General features: G+C 55.5%; 13 protein-coding genes. 4 read left to right on the top strand and 9 right to left on the bottom strand.

The window, feature by feature from the left end; all coding sequences use genetic code 11:
- The first annotated feature begins 20 nt into the window (after positions 1-20).
- The gene (locus tag AC6I8T_RS27550) at positions 21-1,001 is read left to right on the top strand and encodes a LacI family DNA-binding transcriptional regulator (protein WP_497834922.1); all 981 of its coding nucleotides are present in this window, start codon (positions 21-23) and stop codon (positions 999-1,001) included.
- A 4-nt stretch (positions 1,002-1,005) separates the two neighbouring features.
- Here AC6I8T_RS27550 and AC6I8T_RS27545 read toward each other — a convergent pair whose 3' ends face one another.
- The 5 genes from AC6I8T_RS27545 to AC6I8T_RS27525 form a co-directional block, all read right to left on the bottom strand.
- Positions 1,006-1,851 carry a sugar phosphate isomerase/epimerase family protein gene (locus AC6I8T_RS27545; RefSeq protein WP_208727306.1) on the bottom strand — a complete coding sequence of 282 codons (846 nt, stop codon included), beginning with the start codon at positions 1,849-1,851 and terminating at the stop codon, positions 1,006-1,008.
- A gap of 146 nt (positions 1,852-1,997) precedes the next feature.
- A complete protein-coding gene (locus AC6I8T_RS27540; RefSeq protein WP_497834921.1) occupies positions 1,998-5,060 on the bottom strand; it encodes an efflux RND transporter permease subunit in 3,063 nt (1,020 codons plus the stop codon).
- On the bottom strand, positions 5,057-6,208 hold the full coding sequence (locus AC6I8T_RS27535) for an efflux RND transporter periplasmic adaptor subunit (protein WP_208727308.1): 1,152 nt from the start codon (positions 6,206-6,208) through the stop codon (positions 5,057-5,059). The genes AC6I8T_RS27540 and AC6I8T_RS27535 overlap by 4 nt, the downstream gene beginning before the upstream one ends.
- A 93-nt stretch (positions 6,209-6,301) precedes the next feature.
- Positions 6,302-7,483: a sensor histidine kinase gene (locus tag AC6I8T_RS27530; protein WP_497834920.1), complete on the bottom strand. Its 1,182-nt coding sequence runs from the start codon at positions 7,481-7,483 to the stop codon at positions 6,302-6,304.
- Positions 7,480-8,172 (bottom strand): response regulator, encoded by a 693-nt coding sequence (locus tag AC6I8T_RS27525; RefSeq protein WP_208727310.1) that lies wholly within the window; start codon positions 8,170-8,172, stop codon positions 7,480-7,482. Before AC6I8T_RS27525 ends, AC6I8T_RS27530 begins: the two co-directional genes overlap by 4 nt.
- A 126-nt stretch (positions 8,173-8,298) precedes the next feature.
- On the opposite strand from AC6I8T_RS27525, the gene AC6I8T_RS27520 reads away from it, so the two are divergent.
- Entirely contained in the window at positions 8,299-9,072 is a 774-nt protein-coding gene (locus AC6I8T_RS27520; RefSeq protein WP_497834919.1) for a MipA/OmpV family protein, read from the top strand.
- A 41-nt stretch (positions 9,073-9,113) separates the two neighbouring features.
- Here AC6I8T_RS27520 and AC6I8T_RS27515 read toward each other — a convergent pair whose 3' ends face one another.
- Positions 9,114-9,554: a GNAT family N-acetyltransferase gene (locus tag AC6I8T_RS27515; RefSeq protein ID WP_208727312.1), complete on the bottom strand. Its 441-nt coding sequence runs from the start codon at positions 9,552-9,554 to the stop codon at positions 9,114-9,116.
- Between the two features lie 171 nt (positions 9,555-9,725).
- Here AC6I8T_RS27515 and AC6I8T_RS27510 point away from each other — a divergent pair, with 171 nt between their 5' ends.
- Positions 9,726-9,935, top strand: coding sequence for a YMGG-like glycine zipper-containing protein (locus tag AC6I8T_RS27510; RefSeq protein ID WP_208727313.1), 210 nt, complete (start codon positions 9,726-9,728; stop codon positions 9,933-9,935).
- Between the two features lie 51 nt (positions 9,936-9,986).
- Here the strand turns inward: AC6I8T_RS27510 and AC6I8T_RS27505 are convergent, their stop codons facing one another.
- From AC6I8T_RS27505 to AC6I8T_RS27495, 3 genes are all read right to left on the bottom strand, one after another.
- Complete coding sequence (locus AC6I8T_RS27505; protein ID WP_208727314.1) at positions 9,987-10,658, bottom strand: DUF2625 domain-containing protein; 672 nt, start codon at positions 10,656-10,658, stop codon at positions 9,987-9,989.
- A 30-nt stretch (positions 10,659-10,688) separates the two neighbouring features.
- Positions 10,689-12,221, bottom strand: a complete 1,533-nt coding sequence (locus AC6I8T_RS27500) for a DUF1593 domain-containing protein (RefSeq protein ID WP_497834918.1) — start codon at positions 12,219-12,221, stop codon at positions 10,689-10,691.
- Between the two features lie 102 nt (positions 12,222-12,323).
- On the bottom strand, positions 12,324-13,343 hold the full coding sequence (locus AC6I8T_RS27495) for an ROK family protein (protein WP_208727316.1): 1,020 nt from the start codon (positions 13,341-13,343) through the stop codon (positions 12,324-12,326).
- Between the two features lie 275 nt (positions 13,344-13,618).
- Here AC6I8T_RS27495 and AC6I8T_RS27490 point away from each other — a divergent pair, with 275 nt between their 5' ends.
- The gene (locus AC6I8T_RS27490) at positions 13,619-16,075 is read left to right on the top strand and encodes a glycogen/starch/alpha-glucan phosphorylase (RefSeq protein ID WP_208727317.1); all 2,457 of its coding nucleotides are present in this window, start codon (positions 13,619-13,621) and stop codon (positions 16,073-16,075) included.
- Positions 16,076-16,168 lie beyond the last annotated feature (93 nt).

Genomic DNA, 16,168 nt, shown 5'->3' with positions numbered 1-16,168 from the left:
CAGCAGGAAATATTGCCAACATGTCCATCCAAAAAATCGCCAGGCTGGCGGGCGTTTCCGTTGCCACGGTTTCGCGTGTGCTGAACAACAGTGACACCGTAAAGGAAAAAAATCGGGTAAAAGTCCTGGAGGCAATCAAAGCGAGCAACTATCAACCGAACCTGTTGGCGCGTCAGTTGCGTACATCACGCAGTTCCATGGTGCTGGTTCTGGTTTCTGATATTTCCAATCCCTTTTGCGCTGAGTTGGTCAAAGGGATCGAGGAGCAGGCCGAGCAGAACGGCTACCGAATTTTACTGTGCAACTCAGGTTCAGATATCAATCGCTCACGCTCCAGCCTGCAACTGCTCTCCGGCAAAATTGTGGATGGGGTCATCACCATGGATGCCATCACCACCCTGCCTGAATTAACCGAATTGATTGGCACCACTCCCTGGGTGCAGTGCGCCGAATATGCCGACGCCGGGAATGTTTCCTGTGTCGGCATCAGTGACATTGATGCTTCACGTCAACTGGTATGCTATCTGGCCGGGAAGGGCCGCCAGCGCATTGCACTGATTAATCACGATCTCAGCTACAAGTATGCCCAATTGCGTCAGCAGGGTTATCAGCAGGAACTGGCCTCGCTTCAACAGGATTGGCAGGCGATCACTTACGCCAGTGAACTGAGTTTTCATGCCGGTAAGCAGGCAATGGAAATGTTGTTGAAGCGCGAAACGCGACCGGATGCGGTGTTCGCCGTTTCCGATACGCTGGCTGCGGGGGCGATGTCAGCGATTGAGCAGGCAGGCCTGCGGGTGCCGCAGGATATCGCGGTGGCCGGTTTTGATGGCACGGAACTGGCGGAAATGGTTTCGCCGCCGCTAACCACCATCGTACAACCCTCACGCGATATTGGCCGTAAAGCTTTTACCCTGCTGCTGGCGAAGATCGAAAACCCAGACTCCCCGCCGGAGAGAGTCATCATGGACTGGCACCTGGAAGTACGTGCCAGCGCCTGACAACTCACTGCGGCAGTTTTTCCAACGCCGCACGCAGATTCTGATGTGAAGTGGTGATGATCTGCCACGGATCTTTTGGCAGGTCGTGTTCAACGATAAACCACTTCACGCCGCTGGCTTTGGCGGCGGGTAAAATGGTTTTCCAGTCGAGAAGACCGTCACCCAGCGGTGCAAAATTCATTTCATCATCACGCACCCCGATACCGGCGTTGTCTTTGGCGTGAAGGGCATAAATCCGCCCCGGATAGGCTTTCAGCAGGCGGGCAGGGTCCTGACCCCCGCGTGATACCCAGGCCGCATCCATTTCCAGCTTGAGGTTATCGCGTTTTGTGTGGTTGAGGATGATTTCAAGCGCGGTGATACCACCGTATTTCTTCATCTCAAAATTATGGTTGTGGTAGCCCAACTGGATGCCATCCTTGCGTAATTTTGCTCCCAGCTTATCCAGCTTTTGTGCGTAATCGATCCAACCTTGTTGGCTGTCCGGGCGATCCTGTGGCTCAATCCACGGCACAATAAGGGTGTGGTTACCGATCGCCTTATTAAACGCCACGGTGGGTTGATAATCCTGCTCCAGCGCCGACAATTGTACATGCGCTGAGGTGACGGTGAGTTGATTGTCTTGCAACAGCGATTTCATTTGCGCTGCACCCAGCCCGTGCGTCCCCACCAGTTCCACATGCCTGAAGCCCGCTTTATGCGCCATCGCAAACTGCTCAGCCGGGGTGCCTACATTGCGCAGGGTGTACATTTGCAGTGCGATTTCATTTTCCACATCGGCCGCGCTGGCCTGGGTAATGGGGAGAGCCAGTGACGTGACTAAACCAGCCAGTACCATTAGTTTTCTCATAATTTTTCATAGCCTTATTTTTAAGTAATCGATTACAATTTGTATTGGCCTGAATGTATATCGTCAATGGCAAGAACATGAACTTGTTCGCAAAACGGTAAAAAAAGCGGTTCTTTGCCGTATCCTGTGTTTGGGAATTGCGGGAATCAGTGGCATGTCACCTTGTGCATCACCAGGCTCATCGCCGCAGGCAGAACCGTCAGGGTCACCACGGTGGCAACACCTAGCCCGCCGATAATGGCATAGGCCATCGGTCCCCAGAATACCTGTTCTGCAATCGGCAGCATGCCGAGTATCGCCGCACAGGCGGTCAGCAGGATCGGCCTGGCCCGGTGTTGCGCTGCTGTGATGATCGCCGCCTCACAGGACATCCCGTGACGGAGATTGCGGTCCGCTTCACTAATAAGAATGACCGCGTTGCGGATGATCATTCCCGCCAGGGCGATAACGCCCAGCAGCGCGACAAATCCCATTGGCGTCGCGGTTGGCAGCATGGCCAGCACCACGCCAATCAGCCCAAAGGGTGCCATCAACAGGGCCAGTAACATCCGTGAGAAACGCTGTAGCTGGATCATCAACAATACCAGCATCACGACAAGCGTGAGTGGCAGCATGGCATACACTGAGCCGTTGCCTTTATCCGACTCGGCAACCGCACCTCCTTCTTCTATCTGATAGCCGGGTGGCAGCTTGGCACGCAGGCGATTTACTGCCGGTCGCAACTGTTGTGAGACGGTCTCAGCACGCATCCCCGGTGCCAGGTCGGTTTGAACTGAGATATAAGGCAGGCGCTGGCGTCGCCAGATAACCGGATCATCCACTCCCCATGCAGGTGTAGCCACCTGGCTGAGGGGAATTTTTTCCCCCTGGTCATTCGTCAACAGCAAAGCGGACAACGTGGTCAAATCCTGGCGCTCCGTGTCATCGGCACGTAGCACCACGTCGATAAGACGATTGTGGTCGCGCAGGGTGGTGACGGTCGTACCGGACCAGATGGTATTGAGCATCTGCGCGATACTTTGCGAAGAAACTCCCGCCGCCCTGGCGGCCGTTTGGTTAATTTTCAGGGTGATGGTTCGCTCCGGTTCCCCGGCTGTGAGGTTGACCTCGCGCGTGTATGGGCTCTGGCCGAGCGTTGACGCCAGCGTCTGTGCGATCGCCTGCACCCGACCATAATCCGGGCCGGTGATGCGGTATTTCACCGGCCAGCCGACCGGTGGGCCGAGTTCCAACGGGGAGACGCGGGTGGTGATGTCGCTGAACTGTTGGGCCAGTAGGTTTTTCAGCTGTTTTTTCAGCCGGTTACGTGCGGGGAGGTCTTTCGCCACGATAACCAGCTGGGCGATGTTTTCATTTTCCAGCAGAACATCCATTGGCAGGTAGAAGCGTATGGCCCCAGAACCCACGTAGCTGGAAAAGTGGTCTATGTCCGGATTGTGAATCAGCGCCTTTTCCAGCCGCGACGTCTGCCGCCCGGTTTCTCTCTGAGAGGCGTTAGCCGGTAGCGTCAGGCTCACCAGTAACTCAGGCCGATCGGAAGCGGGGAAAAACTCGCCCTGCATCAAGGTTGCACCGTATGCCGCCAGGCCGAGCAGGCCCACGGCAACTCCGATCGTCAGCGCCCGGTGGTGCAGAACGGTAAGCAGCAGACGTTGATAGCCACGCCTGAGTCTGCCCGGAGGGCTGCTGTGATCCAGCGCGTTCAACTTAACCGGTAACATCCACACACCGATCAGCGGCGAAAACAGGATGGCGACCACCCAGGAACAGAGCAGAGCAATCAACATTACGGCAAACAACGTAAAGCAGTATTCCCCGGCGCTTGAGGCGGCGAAACCCACCGGAATAAATCCGGCAATCATTACCAGCGTACCGGTTAACATCGGGAATGCCGTCGTCTTAAAGGCATGCGTGGCAGCGTCCCGAGCGGAGTCTCCAGCCTCCAGCCGAGAAATCATGGTTTCCACCGTTATCATGGCATCGTCCACCAGCAACCCGAGTGCGATAATCAGCGCGCCAAGCGAGATACGTTGCAGACCAATACCGGCAAACATCATGCCGGTGAAGGTTAGCGCCAGCACCAGAGGGATCGCCGCCGCCACCACCAGGCCAGCACGCAGGCCAAGTGATACAAACGACACGGCAAGCACGATAACCACCGCCTCAGCCAGCACCCTGATAAACCCACTAATGGCGCTGGCAACCACGGCTGACTGGTCGGCAACCTTCGCCATCTCAATACCGTGCGGCAGTTGCTGGCTGAGCGTAAGCATGCGTGCGTTCAGAGCCTGGCCAAAATTCGTCATGTTGCCGGTGGCGGCCATAGAAATGGCCAGACCGATGGCGGGCTGGCCGTTCACCCGAAAAACCGGTGCGGGTGGTTCAGCCGTTTCTCTTCGGATGGTGGCAATGGCGCTCAAGGGGATATACCGATCATTGATGTGCAGCGTGACGTCACGCAAGCTCTCTGCCGAGGTCAACGCGCCGCTGACGCGCAGGGCCACTTTCTCGTGGTCTGTGCGCAACGTACCGGCAGGCTCGACGATGTTCTGCGCCTTTAGCGCGTCACTGATCTGTTGCAGGTCAAGCCCCATGCCAGCCATCTGCCGGGGAGAGAAGGTGATCACCAGCTGTTCTTCCTGCTCCCCGATAAGACGGATTTTGCCCACGTCCGGCAGCGACATCAGGTCGCGACGGATCGCTTCCACCCGGTCACGCAGTTCTCGCGGGGTAAATCCCTCGGCGGTAAATCCGTACAGGGTGCCAAAGGTGTCATCGAACTCGTCATCAACCGACGGCCCCTGCACGCCTGACGGCAGCGACGCGACAATATCCTGCATCTTATTGCGCACCTGATACCAGATGCCTGCCACCTGTCCGGGCGGGGTATCATCCCGCAGGTTGACAAATATCACCGCCTGACCGGCGTGAGTGTCACTTTCCACATAATCCAGATACGGAATCTCCTGTAGTTTTTTCTCCAGCGTGTCGGTGACCAGATTCACCGTATCCTGCACGTTGGCTCCAGGCCATGAGGCTGTTACCACGGCGGTTTTGATGGTAAAAGCCGGGTCTTCGTTACGCGGCAGCTGTTGGTAGCTGATGATGCCTGCTGCCATAACCAGCAGCATCAAGAAGGCGATGAGCTGCTGATGATTCAGCGCCCAGGCAGACAGGTTAAAGGTGAAGGGTGAGGATGGCTGGCTCATTGAACGTTATCCCCGAAGGCGACAGTCTCTCCCGGTCGTAGTTTGCTGACGCCAGCGATCACCACAGCCTCTCCCGGCACGACACCCGCCGACACCAGGATATCACTGGCGGTATAGCCACCAGGCGTGATGTGCCTCAGTTCCAGTTGGTGGGAGGCTGTGTCAACCACGAAGACTGCCGGTTTCCCCGCCGTCCAGGTCAGTGCCTCAGCGGGCAGCACAATCATGGCTGGCCCGGAGCCAGGCTGCATAACCTGTATACTTGCCCCCAGCGCCATGTTGGGCGGTGGGTTGTTGAGACTGATGCGCACGCGCCAGGTGCGCGTCTGCGGGTCCGCCTGCGGACTGATATCCCGCAGGGTGCCACTGACGATGACGGACGGGTCGTTCACCAGTGAGATGCTGAATACGCCGGTGTGGTGAGAAAAACTCTGTGGATCCGCCACATCAATGACGGCGTCACGACCACTGCTGACCGCGAGGGTCAACACCGGTTGTCCGGCACTGAGCACCTGTCCTGGCTGCGCGTTGACCTGTGTAACCACGCCCGCAGCAGGGGCGGTCAGGCGTGTCCAGCTCAGATCTTCACGCGCTGTCTTCAGCGCGGCCTCACTGCTCTCACGGCGGGAGACGGCGGTTTGCCAGTCTGAGCGGGCGGTATCAAGCTGGACACGGGCAATGGCACCGGAGGGCATCAACGCGGTCATGCGTTTCAGGTTAAGCGTTGCCAGACGCTCAGCGGCAACAGCGCTGTTAAAGTCGGCGCGAGCACTGTCGAGCTGGTTCTGCGTGGTATCACCCTCCAGCGTACCCAGTAGTTGCCCGCTGGTCACACTTGTCCCCACATCCACCACTCGTGTCAACAGACGGCCATCAAGACGGAATCCCAGCATCACTTCATCGTGCGGGCGGATTTCACCGGTCTGACAGAAGATGCTGGTGCGTGATGGCGGTGGTGCTGTGATGGTTCGAACCGGTCGTGGCGGTGCTGCCGCTTGCGTGTCAGGCTTGCCGCCACAAGCGGTAAGCAGCAGAGCGACTGGCAGCGCCAGTATGCAATATCCCAGCAGGGTCAGCCGGTAGGGAGTAAAGAGATGGCGTAATACCTGCCGCGCGCAGTCGGGCAGGTCAGAAAAGTTTTCCGTCATGGCAGTGTTCCTGAACAAGGTTACGGCCATTCAACCGCAACAGTGTCAGGATTTACCCCCGCGTTCTGTCAGGAACCTGTCAAGACGGAAAATTTAGGCGCGGATATTTCCAACCGGTAGCGTGATGGTGATCATCAGCCCCTGGTCTTTGCCCGGAGAGGCGTGAATGCTGCCACCGTGCGCTGAGCAGATACCGCGGGCAATGGATAATCCCAGTCCGCTGCCACCGGAATGGCGCGCCCGTGATGATTCTGCACGGGTGAAGCGCTCAAACATCACCGGCAGAAAATCAGCGGGCACGCCGGGACCGCGATCGCAGAAAACCAGTTCACATCCGGCTGGGGTTTGCCGGGCCAGGGCGGTTAACTCGCCCCCCTCTGCTGCATAGCGCAGGGCATTTTCCATCACAATGGTCACCACCTGTCCGAGACGGACCGGGTCAGCTTCGCAGCAGCAGGAAGCGTCAGAGGTGATACTGAACTGCATGCCCGCCTCCTGGGCCTGGGGTGCCAGCCATGCTGCTCGCTCGCGCAGCAATACGGTGAGATCCGTTACCGATTTATTCAGGCTGAGCTGACCGGCATCAGCCAGCGACAGCAGGTGCAGTTCATCTGTCAGTCGATTGAGGAGTTGCAGCTGTTTCATTACCATCGCCAACTGCCGGGGTTCAGGGGTGAACACGCCATCCATCATGCCCTGCAGACGACCGATGGCCGCCGTCAGTGGCGAACGCAATTCATGCGCCATCGCCACATGGGATGCCCGTAGTTCACGATCGTAGCGCGCCAGTTGCTGCATCATGGTATTAAAGTCCTGGGTAAAGCGGCCCATCTCCAGCGGGGCATTATCTACCTGCGCAGCCTGCGCACTGAAATTCCCCTCTGACACCGCGCTGGCGGCAGCCGCCAGGTGACTGAACTGCGCCGCAAGTGGCCGCGCGGAGCGTAACCCCAGCACCACAATAAATGGGATGATGACCACCACCAGGATAGCCACCGTCAGCCAGTCGGCTGAGGCGATAGAGGGGTCGGAGTAGCTGATACCCCACCATGCATCGACAATCTGATGAAAGCGAACGGGATCGGAGGCCGGATGCGCGCGCAGCAGCGCAAATTCGTCGCGCAGGGCCTGCGGCATCTGGTGCTGTATCCACAGGCTTTCAACGGCAAAACGCAGCCACATGCACAGCGCGATGACCACCACGGAACCGACCGCCAGCGCCAGAATCCGTACGCAAATCCAGCGCCACAGCGTCTGCTGCTGTAGCGTCTTCATGGCTGACGGAACCGATAGCCGATACCGCGCACGTTAACCAGCACGTCAGAAATACCGGCAGCTTCCAGCTTTTTGCGCAGGTTATAGACGTGGGTATCGACGGCCCGCTCCAGGGCATCACTTTCTGGCAGACAGCGTTCAAGCAGGGTCTGGCGTGAGAAGGGGCGCACGGGTGCTCCCATTAATGTGGTCAGCAGACTGAACTCGGTGGGCGTCAGTTCGAGGGTGGCGAGACCGCCCTCGTCATGACGGACACTGGCCGTCATCATGGCGGTGTCCACCTCCAGACCCTGCCAGCGCAGTGACTGCACTTCAGGTTCTCGCGTGACACGGCGCAGCACGGCCTGTACGCGTGCCACCACTTCACCGGGATTATAGGGTTTGACCACATAATCATCGGCACCGTAACGCAGGGCACCGATCTTATCCGGCATATCACCCATCGCCGTCACCATGATAATCGGCGTGTTATCTTTGCGCCGTATCGCTGCCAGTACCTCAGTACCATTCATTCCTGGCAGCATCACATCCAGCAGAATAAGGTCCGGGCGCAGACGTTGACTCATCTCCAGGCCAGCCGGACCGCTGTCTGCCACAAAGACGTCATAGTTTTCCCGCCGTAAATACGCGTCCAGCACATCGGCAGCGTCCGCATCATCTTCGATAATCAGTATTCGTTTTCCGGACATTCAGACACCTTGACCGTTTCTTCATAAATCCCTGACAGTTTACTGATACTGCCTCCGTATATTCACCTGGCATACACGGCCACCGCGACAACGGCACGTTAATGATACAGGTGCGGAGCAGTCTCAATGATATCCAGAAAACTAAAGTTGTATATGGTCTGTTTTACCCTCACAGCTGCCGCTTCGGGGGCCAGTGCGTCACCGTCGAGCCTGACGGTGGGGGTGGTGGGCCAGAGCCTTCCCCGCTATAGCGGATCTGACCAACGCCGCTGGCAGGTGGTGCCGTTGGTGCAGGTGCGGGATGGCGCATTGTTCTTCGATTCACAGAAAGGTCTGGGCTATGACTTGCAAAGTGACAGCGGGTTTTACCTGGAACATACGCTGGGCTATAACCTTGGACGGTCAGAGCAGAATTCGAACTGGCGCGATGGCAGCGACAAACTGAAAGGTATGGGAAATATTAACGCGTCGGTCAACACGGCCATCGCGGTTGGCTGGACAATAACCCCCTGGCTGACGTTGGAGAGCAAAGCGACCCTGCCGCTGAGCGACAGTCAGGGAGCGAATTACCAGACCTCCGCCACGCTGATCCCGCTTCAGACCAACACGGATACGGTGGCACTGAGTACGGCGGCATTGTTCGGCGACAGTCGCTATATGAATACCTTCTATGGTGTCAGCGCCAGGCAAAGCCGCCGCACAGGCTACACGCAATATCATGCGCCCGGTGGTTTTTATGGTACTGACATCAGCCTGACATGGAGTCACCAGTTCACCTCAAGTTGGGGCGCGCTGGTGAGTGCCGACTACATCTGGTTGGATAAGCACACAGAAGATAGCCCGATTGTGTTCCGGCATAATGAAGCGTCGGCACTTCTCGGGGTGCTCTACACTTTTTGAGCATCTTACCTTCAAGGGACAGGGCAGTTTTTCGGATGCGGCTAACAGAGCGATTTCCGCATAAATATACGACTCGTCCCCTCGGGTAAACAGTCGATTCGGCCGAACTCTTCCCAGCCATGCTTTTTATAAAAATCCGGTGCCTGGAAATTGATGGTGTAGAGAAAACCAGCAACGCAGCCCCTTTTCCGTCCCTCGTTTTCAAATCGCTGTAGAAGCTCAGTGCCGAGTCCTTTTTTACGTAACGATGATGGCAGATAGAACAGGTCGATAAACAACAACCCCAGAGAGGTACGTCCCTGCATGCCGCCCAGCACTTCCCCGTTGGTGGGGTTTTTGATCACCACAGCCAGCGGTTTGCGATCGCTAATACCGGTCATCAGGTCGTTAAATGCATTTAGCCCGGTTTCGATAGGCAGTAGCTGCTCATCCGTCATATTGTCAGAAACTTCCATAACCAGGTTTTCTACGACATTGTTCATGCGATGCATCCCTTATGCGGCGGTACGACGATGGTCAGTATTCTACCCTGACCTGGATTCTGGCAGGAGATGTGTCCGGCTGAATCTTTCAACCCGTTGATTATTCATTAGGATTGAGCGCGCTATCCTGTGATCCCATTTTTTATCAAATTTTCAGTGGACTAAATTTACATGCGTAAGCTTTCGATGCTGGTTGTCACGTTGGGCCTATTGTTGTCCGTCACTTCCCAGGCGCGGGCAGAAGGCTGCCTGAAAGGCGCTGCTGCCGGGGCAGCGGTAGGGCACCTTAAGCATCACGCCATTATCGGCGCTGCGGTTGGCTGTGTGGTGGGCCATCATTTGGCGAGTAAGAAGCAGGCAAACGCGGCAGAAAAACATTGATTTATCAGTCAGAGGGGCCAAAAGCCCCCCTCTGACTGAAGGCGAAACCCCTCAGATTTGCTGCTGATTAAGGTCCTGTGCCAGCTCGTGAGAAAGCGTCCAGTGTTCTTCAATGGACACGCGTGAACGTTTACGCTGCGTCACTGGCAATGTCGGTTCGGTCCACAAGAAAGGGAAAAAACTATACACCTCGTTTCCACTGAGTGAGGAGATCTCCTCCCGCCACCCATGCCACCGTACCGTCTGATAAAACGTATCCAGATCGCCGTTGAATGCCCACGCCAGAAAGCCAGAATAACCAACGCCCAGGCTTTCCCATATGAGGGAATCAGGTGCAAAGTAGTATATCCCCCCCTGATCGTCGCCCAACCCGCCGCCATTGAGGGCGAAAAAACCACCCGATACATCATCAGCGATTAACAGGGCCTGTAAAGCATGGCGTTGGGAGAGTATCCGTGTCCAGACAGCAGGGTTACGGGGTAATTCTGGATGACCAGACCCCAGGATACGCAACCAGCCCCCATCAATTAACATGCCACCGGTTTCGTAAACGACAGCGCCCAGCGGTGAACGTGTTGTTACCTGGAGATCAATTAAAGCCTGCGCGGCGAGGTTGTTATCCTTAACCAGAACATCGACATGGTTGGTGGCATTAGTTAGCCATTGTTGTACGCTGTCCCAGCCTGGTTCCTGGCGATTAATTAATTCATCCAGTCCTTTCATAAATACTCCCGTAACGTTTTTAATCCCTGCTTACTCTGTTTCTACCACGATTCTACGGTACGAGGTGAGCGAAGGTGTTCCGCTATCGGTCACGGCCAGAATTACGTGCTCCGTACCCGGATTACGGATTGTTATCTCCGCCTGATTCCCGCTCTCTTTCGTTACCTGCAAAACTGGTGGAGCACTCAGATAGTCTTCACCACGCACACCCAGTACTTGTTTGATGTCGATCTGCTGGGAAATGGCCGAGGTCGCTTCAGGATAGGCGAACCATTGGTAGCTGAGTTTATCGCCGTCAGGATCTTGCGTTCCTTTGGCATCCAGGCGCAGGGTTTCGCCCACTTTGGCCTTGATAAACAGCGGTTGCTGGCCTGATGAACCATTTACCACCACCTGCGGATTATGGTTACTGTGCTGGAAGTCCTTGATGGTCCAGTCCATGCGTGCCGCAAAATCGTGCTGGAAGGCTGCACGCCAGCGCCAGATGGTGGCCTGATTGGAGGTGTATTGTTGACCATCGGCCCCGGTCACCGTATCCGCGCCATTCGGGTTGCCGGGGAAAAAGTCACCGCCACTGGTCCAGATCGGATGCGGTTCGTTTTGCGGCGTACGCACGATGTAACGCCCACCCCAGCCGCCCCAGCCAGGGTTCATTTCGCTGGCAAGTCCGTTACGGATCAATCCGAGAAATGCGGGGGTATCCCCTTCCATGATAAAGGCGTATTGCAGATAACCTTTGCCCATCGGTCCTTTGCTGCGGATGTTCTTGTCCAGCCAGGATTGCGACACGGTGGTGAAATCTGCGCCTGGGGCATTGCGGTAATAACGGTCGCCGCTAATTCCGGTCCAGGTCGCGCGCGCATAATCCTCACCTTTTTGACTGGAAGGATCAACGATGTAAGTGATCTGCGGGTAATGGACGCGAATCCAGTGCCCGGCATCATCCTGATCCGAGATGGAATAGACGATCAGGTTTTTCGTCAGCGCCGTTACCTTATCTGCCGGATGGCTGGCTGACAGGTCGGTCAATGCCTGTGCCAGCGTGTTAGCGCCGCCCCACAGATTGATATACAGCGGGCGTTTACTGTCCGTCGAGCGTTCAATGGCTTTGACCAGCAATGCCGAACCCGCAGTCGACTTCCCGGCACCGACATCGGCCATGCCGTAAGCGGCTTGTCCGGCGGCGATCAAGGCTTTCAGCGTAGCCGCACTCGGGTAATCCGGTTTATGTTTCAGCAGGTTAGGTTGCACCTCGGCATAATGTCCCACCACCAGTTCCATCATCTCCGGGCTGACTTTACTGCGTTGCCAGGTCGAAGTAGTGGCGACCAAACCTTCAATATTCATTTCATTGCTGTACAGCAGAAAACGCGTGAGTGACATCTGATCATCGGGTTCGTTACCGATATCGGATAATACAAATACCCGTGGCTTCGCCTGGAATGGCACCGTTTTTGCGGCAATATCCTGAACCGTTTCTGCCGCAAGGGCGCTGAGCGGGGCGATTAACGCCGCTGTTAGGGGGAGTAAAGACAGGGTGGGGTACTTATTATGAGGTTTCATCGTTTTCCTGTTGGTTGGCCAGTAAAGATTGAACCAACTTAGTTAACCAAGGAAACAAAGTAAAAAAATCGCTGCCAAAATGTCGTTCAGATCACAAAAAAATCAATCAATCAGCGGGGTTATGGCATCTGAACTCAACCGGACCAGGCCTTTCATGCTGTAAAAGCGCTGCGTTTTGATGTAGCGAAGTTGCAGGGTGTTGATATGCGGGCTGGGGTGGCTGGTCAGGCGCGCGACAATATGCGGGATAAAGTCGGCAGGCACGTCATCAAAGAACTCACCGGTCAGAATAACCTGCTTAATGTTGTGTACCGGGGCCGTGCAGTGAATGGCAAAAAGCAGCGCGTCGATGCTGGCAGCAATCTGCTGGTCATCCGGATCGCCGTCGAGGGCAAAGGCTTTTTCCAGCCCACCCGGATAAGGAAGATGCACAATCTCAGGATAGAAACCGTTAGCGCCAAACACCGGTTTACCGTCGATATAGTAGCCAAAGCCGAGGCTACTAAATCCGGGCATCAACGCAATCCACGATCCGGTAAGCCTCTCGGTTTTTGCCAGCATATAGCTGGAGCACCAGGCAATATTTACCACCGCGACACTCAACGCCGTCGCCAGCATCAGTTGCGCTTTAAGTGGGATATCACGTTCAACAAACGCCGGGCACCATTTGACCACACCGGTATCCTGCTCAATGCCGCCCTGGAGGGCAATCCCGATATGCTTCAGACGCGCAGCATCAATCCCAGCGGTTTGGCATAAGCGTGTCGCCAGATCCTGAACGTGGCTGATAAACCGCGCCAGCGTGACCGGCGCGTCAAACGTGATACCTGCTGCGGCCAGACTCAGTTCCCCGGTGTGGTAATCATTGATTGTCGCTTCCACCGTCAGCTCCCGCACCATAATATTGAGGCTGAAGTATTGACGTTTGCGCACTGCCAGCAGTGTTCTGGGCCGTCCACCGCCCGAACTCAATTGTTCCGTCTGCTCAATGACCCCTTCTGCCAGCAAGGCATTGGTGAGTTTGGTGATGTAGGGACGTGTGACTTCAAGCTGCTCTGCCAGCGAAATACGCGATTCGGGAGCGCTGTGCAACATGTTCAGCAGTTCATGCCTGAAGTTCATAAGTTCCTCTACAAATCCAGCGAGGTCGCCGCATCCGTTAACAACGCTGCGAAAACGTTAACGATATCGCAATTCAGCGCTAAAACATTACTTTTTCGCTGGATTCGTTACCTGATACATTTGCCACAGACACGTCGGGGGGCGGCCTGTTACGCTTCGGTTGCCTACCTTCAGCTTGTTGACTAAGGTGATTACTAGCATCGCTACCCAGCTGGATGCCGTTCACCAACAAGGCATCAGGGGGGCTGATGTGTATGCCAACGCGAGGCAAAAACATGCAAGACGCCACCCCAACTCCCGCCACAGACCCTGATTTTCAAAACGATGTTGTCCGAAACCTGATTTGCCGCCAGGCGCGCTATCCGGATATCGCCACGCCGCAGGACTGGTATATGGCGCTGGCTTTCACCGTCAAAGATCGCATGCTGGAAAGCTGGGCAGCGTCGACCAAAACCTATGCGGAACATCATGTGAAGGTTGCCTGTTATTTGTCGGCAGAGTTTCTCATCGGGCCACAGCTTGGCTGTAACCTGTTGAGTCTCGGCCTTGAAGATGAGGCACGAGCAGCGATGCGTGCGCTCGGACAAGATCTTGATGCGTTGCTGGCGCTGGAGGAAGAGCCGGGGTTGGGTAACGGCGGTTTGGGTCGGCTGGCGGCGTGTTATCTTGATTCGCTGGCGACGCTGGAGATTCCGGCCATCGGCTACGGTATTCGCTACGAGTTTGGCATTTTCGATCAGGATATCGTCGATGGCTGGCAGGTTGAGCGTACTGACAAATGGCTGAAAATGGGCACGCCGTGGGAAATTGTTCGGCCGGACGTTAGCTTTTACGTTTGCTTTGGCGGGTACACGCAAATGCAAACCGATGCCCAGGATCGGTTGCGTGTGCAATGGATACCGGCCCGTCAGGTAAAAGGCGTGGCATACGATGTGCCGATCCAGGGATATCGCGTCAATACCTGCAATCTGTTGCGGCTATGGAAGAGTGAAGCGGTCGAATCTTTTGATTTTGAGGACTTCAACGCCGGTGATTATTATCAGGCGGTGGAGGAGAAAGTCGTTTCGGAAACCCTGTCAAAAGTACTTTATCCCAATGACGAACCGGATGTGGGTAAACGGCTACGCCTTGCCCAGCAATACTTTTTTGTTTCCTGCTCGTTGCAGGACATGCTGCGGCTGATAGATATCAGCCATACACCCGTTGCTCATTTTGCTGAGCGTTTAGCTGTGCAGTTGAACGATACGCATCCCTCAATCGCCGTGGCTGAACTGATGCGCCTGCTGGTGGATGAACGCCAGATGGCATGGGATGACGCCTGGTCAATCACCCTGAATACCTTCGCCTATACCAATCACACCTTACTGCCCGAGGCGCTGGAGACCTGGGGCTTGCCGTTAATGCAAAATCTGCTGCCCCGGCTGCTGGAAATCATCTATGAAATCAACCGACGCTTTCTGGAAGAGGTGCGTAACGCTTTTCCTGGTGATGAGGCGCGTGTCGCACGGATGTCATTGATCGATGAACAGGGCGAGAAAAAAGTGCGGATGGCCCATCTGGCCTCGGTGGGCAGCCATGCTGTTAACGGCGTGGCTGCGCTGCATTCTGAACTGCTCCGGCAAACGGTGCTACGTGATTTTGCCGACATGTATCCGAAGCGATTTCTTAATGTCACCAATGGGGTGACGCCACGGCGTTTTCTGATGCTGAGTAATCCCGGTCTGGCGAGTTTGCTTGATGAAACCCTGGGTGCTGGCTGGCGCAGTGACCTGACTCGGCTTGAAGCGCTGAGTGACTATGCTGATGACGTCGCCTTTCAGCAGGACTGGCGCGCCATTCGCCTCAACAACAAGGCGGCGCTGGCTGGACGTATCAGCCAATTAGTCGGCGTCAGGATTGCGCCTGAGATGATGTTCGATATTCAGGTGAAACGTATTCATGAATACAAGCGCCAACACCTTAATGCGCTGTATATGATCTGTCTGTATCGTCGTTTAGTTCGCCATCCTGACCAGCAAGCAGCTCCGCGCTGTTTTATCTTCGGCGGGAAAGCGGCACCAGGTTATTGGATGGCAAAATTGATGATTCGCCTGATTACCGGTATTGCCGAAGTCGTCAATCGTGACCCGGTGATAGGAGGACGGATGAAGGTGGTGTTTTATCCGGACTTTAATGTTAAGAACGGCCATTTAATCTATCCGGCAGCAGATCTGTCCGAGCAGATTTCAACCGCAGGCAAAGAAGCCTCAGGAACCGGCAACATGAAGTTCATGATGAATGGCGCGTTGACTATCGGCACGCTGGATGGTGCTAATGTGGAAATTCGGCAGCAGGTGGGTGGGGATAATTTTTTCGTTTTTGGTATGACCGCACAACAGGTGGAGGCGCTGAAACGCACCGGGTATCGTCCTGGGGATTATGTCCAGGTCAATGATGAGCTGCGTGATGCGATCGATCAGATCGCCGCAGGGCGATTCTCACGCGGGGACAAAGCGTTGTTCGCCCCTCTGCTCGATAATTTGCTTAATTATGACCCATTTTTGGTACTGGCTGACTATGCCGACTATGCAGCCTGTCAGGAGCGTGTCAGTGAGGCATGGCAGGATCAGCGCCAATGGACGCAAATGTCAATACTCAACTGTGCCCGTTCCGGTATCTTTTCTTCAGACCGCGCCATCGGCGAATATTGTCAGCATATCTGGCAAACGCAAAAACCGGCACCCCGTTTGTAACACCAGGCAAGATAAATCGCCGGGCAGGCCGTGCTAATTCTCAGACTTTACTCCTTTTTTCAATCGTACACGTATTGTATACTTTCCAGTAAA

This window comes from Pantoea sp. X-Soil-OKNW-556 (assembly GCF_059730695.1).
This window is presented reverse-complemented; position numbering and strand designations above follow the sequence as displayed.